6 protein-coding genes are annotated in these 3,600 nt (G+C 43.6%); 4 read left to right on the top strand and 2 right to left on the bottom strand.

The genetic code is table 11. The features are described 5' to 3' along the window. Positions 1 to 595 precede the first annotated feature (595 nt). Together JI65_RS16580 and JI65_RS16575 are read right to left on the bottom strand one after the other, a co-directional pair. Positions 596 to 868 carry a BrnA antitoxin family protein gene (locus JI65_RS16580; protein ID WP_191018277.1) on the bottom strand — a complete coding sequence of 91 codons (273 nt, stop codon included), beginning with the start codon at positions 866 to 868 and terminating at the stop codon, positions 596 to 598. Beyond that, the gene (locus JI65_RS16575) at positions 840 to 1,154 is read right to left on the bottom strand and encodes a BrnT family toxin (protein WP_191018276.1); all 315 of its coding nucleotides are present in this window, start codon (positions 1,152 to 1,154) and stop codon (positions 840 to 842) included. Before JI65_RS16575 ends, JI65_RS16580 begins: the two co-directional genes overlap by 29 nt. Before the next feature lie 479 nt (positions 1,155 to 1,633). Between JI65_RS16575 and JI65_RS16570 the strand changes: the two genes are divergently transcribed. The 4 genes from JI65_RS16570 (at position 1,634) to JI65_RS16555 (ending at position 3,518) form a co-directional block, all read left to right on the top strand. Then, the gene (locus JI65_RS16570; RefSeq protein WP_191018275.1) at positions 1,634 to 1,972 is read left to right on the top strand and encodes a helix-turn-helix domain-containing protein; all 339 of its coding nucleotides are present in this window, start codon (positions 1,634 to 1,636) and stop codon (positions 1,970 to 1,972) included. 30 nt (positions 1,973 to 2,002) lie between these two features. Further along, positions 2,003 to 2,344 carry a hypothetical protein gene (locus JI65_RS16565; RefSeq protein WP_191018274.1) on the top strand — a complete coding sequence of 114 codons (342 nt, stop codon included), beginning with the start codon at positions 2,003 to 2,005 and terminating at the stop codon, positions 2,342 to 2,344. Next, a complete protein-coding gene (locus JI65_RS16560) occupies positions 2,341 to 2,604 on the top strand; it encodes a M48 family metalloprotease (protein ID WP_191018273.1) in 264 nt (87 codons plus the stop codon). The genes JI65_RS16565 and JI65_RS16560 overlap by 4 nt, the downstream gene beginning before the upstream one ends. Positions 2,605 to 2,804: 200 nt before the next feature. Then, positions 2,805 to 3,518 carry a DUF4469 domain-containing protein gene (locus tag JI65_RS16555; RefSeq protein ID WP_191018272.1) on the top strand — a complete coding sequence of 238 codons (714 nt, stop codon included), beginning with the start codon at positions 2,805 to 2,807 and terminating at the stop codon, positions 3,516 to 3,518. The last annotated feature ends 82 nt before the right edge of the window (positions 3,519 to 3,600 follow it).

Raw genomic sequence — 3,600 nt, 5'->3', positions numbered from 1 at the left:
GAACTTAATATAATGTAAAATTATCATCTGTTCAATATCCAAAAAAGGTTACTTTCAGACTGGAAACTTTGAGCGAAGTCGAAAATCTAAGGGGATGTCCTAAAAGTATTGTCATGCTGAATTTGTTTCAGCATCTACGCTGCATATAGGCTAGAGATTCCCAAACGAGTCCGGAATGACACTGTGTTACGACCTTATTGTGCAGCCCCATACATACCAATTCATAAGTCTTTCGCTTTACTGGCTTTTAAAACATTTACTGACGCTTGTTTTTATCTTTCTGTAAGCCTTGTCAAATCTTTCTGCAAGGCTTGTAGAATCTTTCTGTAAGCCTTGCGGAATCTTTCGGAAAGCCTTACAGAACTTTTCAAAAAGGCTTACGGAATTCTTCTAAAAGCTTTGCCGAAGTTTTCAAAAAGCCTTGCAGAACGGTGTGGAAAATCTTGTAAAAGAACGTAAAGATGCAAGAAGTACGATAGTGGAAAGCTCATCTTCAAAAAGGGGTGGAAGGGTGAAAATGTTCATTTATATAGGCTCAATGCCCGTTTTTCAATGAACTACCGATGCGCCTGACCCGCGATAGTCCATTATACAGTTAAAATCTGCCTTCTGTAACTGCTTCTCTAAGGCACTTGTTCATTCTTGTCTGATATCCCTTGCCGGTAGATTTTATGATGGCAAGAATATCTGCATCGATTTTGAACGAAATCGATACTTTTTTTGGAGTTATATTAAAATACTCTTTATGATACGGAACAAATTCCTGTAATTCTTCTTTTGAGAATTTTGGAGAATCTTCATCATAGGTAATTGGAACTTTCTCAATTTCTGCAATACGTTCAGCCGTTAATTTTTTTGATGTAATCATAATAGACCTCCTTCAAATCATTATCTGCTCTTTGGGCAGAAATAATTCTTGTTCGCTCCCGTTCCGTAAAAGCTGTTACAAGAACCAAAAGACCGTTTATACAGCCGATTCCGTTCCACCGCTCTTCATCAACAGAATGATTCCTGTCATATCGGACAAGAAAATACGGATCGTCGAACACATCCGTTATTTCCTCGAATCCGAAACCATGTTTTTTCCGGTTTATCTCGTTCTTTTCCTCATCCCATTCAAAGCGACCGGCATCGCTTATTACAGTTTTACCCATAAAAATCCTTATAGAGAGTATATATCTATAAGGATATACCGTCAAATATTCACTTTCAGCGTAGAAACGCATTCTAAGTTATAAGCTTGTTTTTATCTTGTCAAAAGCCTTGCAGGGCTGTGTGGAATATTTTATTAGGTTCAATTTCGAGTTTTTACAAAGCCCGTCATTCCGAACTCGTTTCGGAATCTCTTCCAACGTTACAGGTGGCACAGATGCTGAATCAAGGCGACCGCGAAAATGAAAGCGGTCGAGTTCAGCATGACAGCAGTGCGTTCTTCTCGCATGGCAGAAAAGTCGAAATTCGGATTATTATACTTTTGGTGAATAATTTGCTATCATTTGCTTGACAATTAACCAAAAGTATAATATTTTAACATCTGTAAGGTGAATAAAGAAACTGCTCCCGCCTTGCAAAATTATCGGAAGGAAAATCCTCAAGACAGGATTGAGCCAAAGCCTAAATAAGGAAGGCAGTTATGGAAACATTGAAGGAGAATTTATTTTCGAGGAGGGTCAAGGAACTTATGAAGGAGAACCGCTACTCACAGAAAAAGCTCTGCGAGATATGCGGTATTACGGAGGCGGCTTTTAGCCGGTACATGAACAGCGACAGGCTGCCGAGGACGGACGTGCTTGCGAACATAGCCAACACGCTGCACACGACGAGCGACTATCTCATCGGCAACGACAACAATTACGGCTATGATCAGCTCAAAATCCTTCTGGCGTCAAGCCGAGATGATTTGAGCAAGAACCAGAAAAGGGATTTAATCAGCATTCTGATGGACGAATACGATCGGCCTGACGGAAACTGAAAATCATAGGCAACAAAAAAAGGAGGTTTAATGGAAGAAAACGATGAATCCATAAAAAGAACCGGCGGGAAAGAGACGGAACTCATCTCGCCGCTTTCAATGCCGATGCAGGACGGAAAACCGTACGTTCTTCCGCCGTGGAGGCTCAACGAGATTGTTATGCTCGCGCTTGAAACCCTAATATCGGTGGACTTTTGCCGGGAGGATTTCAATTACCAGAAGATGATTACGGACAGGGGAATAAAAATCAAGAAATTCTCTTCTTTCAGCCCGGAAAATCTTGAGCTGTTCACGAGCCTGTCGCTCAGCCAATGGACGGAGCTGTGTGCCTTGTGTTCCGGGACAAAGAGACAGGCGAGCAGAAACGTATGATAGCCTACAACGACAGCCGGAATGCAGCCGAAGTGATGCAGATTATCCTGCACGAATTCGCGCACATCATAATGAGGCACACGCAGCAAAGCGTGAACGGCGAGGTTGAGGCGACCTGCTTCGCCCTGACAATGATGCTTTTTATCATAATCGAGCGGCGCTTCCATCTTGGGCAGACAATTATGAAAACAGCGGGAAAGTTTTTTCTTCTGAAGGAAATAAAAAAAGAACTTTTTCCGCCCGCACAGGAAACGGCATGAAAATAAACGAATGTGAAAATAAAAAAGCCCGTCTAGCAAATGTGACGGCAATTGCTGAACAGGCTTTAAGATAGTCGAGAGCCACAATGTGATTCTCTTTTCAAACGCATGGAATGATTATATCACGTGTGGCTCTCCTCGTCAAAAAAAATTTTGGCTCGTTTTTTCGTTGCAGCCAAATAAAAAAGGAGGGCAGATATATGCTCAACATCAAAACTGTAAGGAATCCTCTCGTTACGGATTCTTCAAAGGACGGCTTCTGCTTCAGAAGCTCTTGCACACAGACGCTCAGCCTGCAAAAACTCGCACGCGAGATGGCTGACTACAATTCTTCGTTCACCGAGGCTGACAACCTCGGTATGCTTTCGGTACTGAGCACCGTTACCGAAAAATACCTTGCGAAAGGTTATAGCGTGGAACTTCCGTTCGGAACCTTAAGGGCGAATGCGACCGGAACGTGCGCTAACATTCAGGACGGTTTTGTTCTAGGAACGGGCAATCATACGCTGGGATTTTTGTTCACCGCGAATACGGAAACGACTCGGACTGTACAGTCAAAGCTTGAATACAAGCAGGTTGTTCCAGACATTACGAGCGAGGCAAAATTATACCGCGCAACTGTCCTGAACGATGACGCGAGCGAGAATCCAAAGCTTTCAGCCACTTCTGGAAAAGTGATTCGTCTTCATGGACGGAACCTGAACTTTGACATAAGCGACAGCGAGCAGGGAGTTTTTCTTGAGAACGAAAACGGCATTACGCGGATAAGCGTCTATAACAGGCGCGGAAGCAATGTGGTTGACGCACCGGTTCCGGAAGGACTTTCGGCAGGGACGTACAACATCAGTATCGTAACTAAACCCGGAAGCACCTACTTTACGGCGAACATCGACTCCGAACTGACGGTTGCGTAAATTTTACGCCACAGGGCACGGCTTCCCTTTTGCGATTATTGCGTCGCCCAAAAAAAGGGGTGGGGGGCTTTGCCCTGTCATG

This window comes from Treponema zioleckii (assembly GCF_014737315.1).
In the GTDB taxonomy this organism is placed as follows: Bacteria; Spirochaetota; Spirochaetia; order Treponematales; family Treponemataceae; genus Treponema_D; species Treponema_D zioleckii.
Note: the sequence above shows the minus strand (reverse complement) of the source record. Positions and strands in the feature narration are given on the sequence as shown.

What these genes read in the sequence shown, in the direction of transcription:
- JI65_RS16575 (WP_191018276.1), bottom strand. Translation starts at nt 1,154, where the DNA reads ATGGGTAAAACTGTAATAAGCGATGCCGGTCGCTTTGAATGGGATGAG.
- JI65_RS16570 (WP_191018275.1), top strand. Translation starts at nt 1,634, where the DNA reads ATGGAAACATTGAAGGAGAATTTATTTTCGAGGAGGGTCAAGGAACTT.
- JI65_RS16555 (WP_191018272.1), top strand. Translation starts at nt 2,805, where the DNA reads ATGCTCAACATCAAAACTGTAAGGAATCCTCTCGTTACGGATTCTTCA.
- JI65_RS16580 (WP_191018277.1), bottom strand. Translation starts at nt 868, where the DNA reads ATGATTACATCAAAAAAATTAACGGCTGAACGTATTGCAGAAATTGAG.
- JI65_RS16560 (WP_191018273.1), top strand. Translation starts at nt 2,341, where the DNA reads ATGATAGCCTACAACGACAGCCGGAATGCAGCCGAAGTGATGCAGATT.
- JI65_RS16565 (WP_191018274.1), top strand. Translation starts at nt 2,003, where the DNA reads ATGGAAGAAAACGATGAATCCATAAAAAGAACCGGCGGGAAAGAGACG.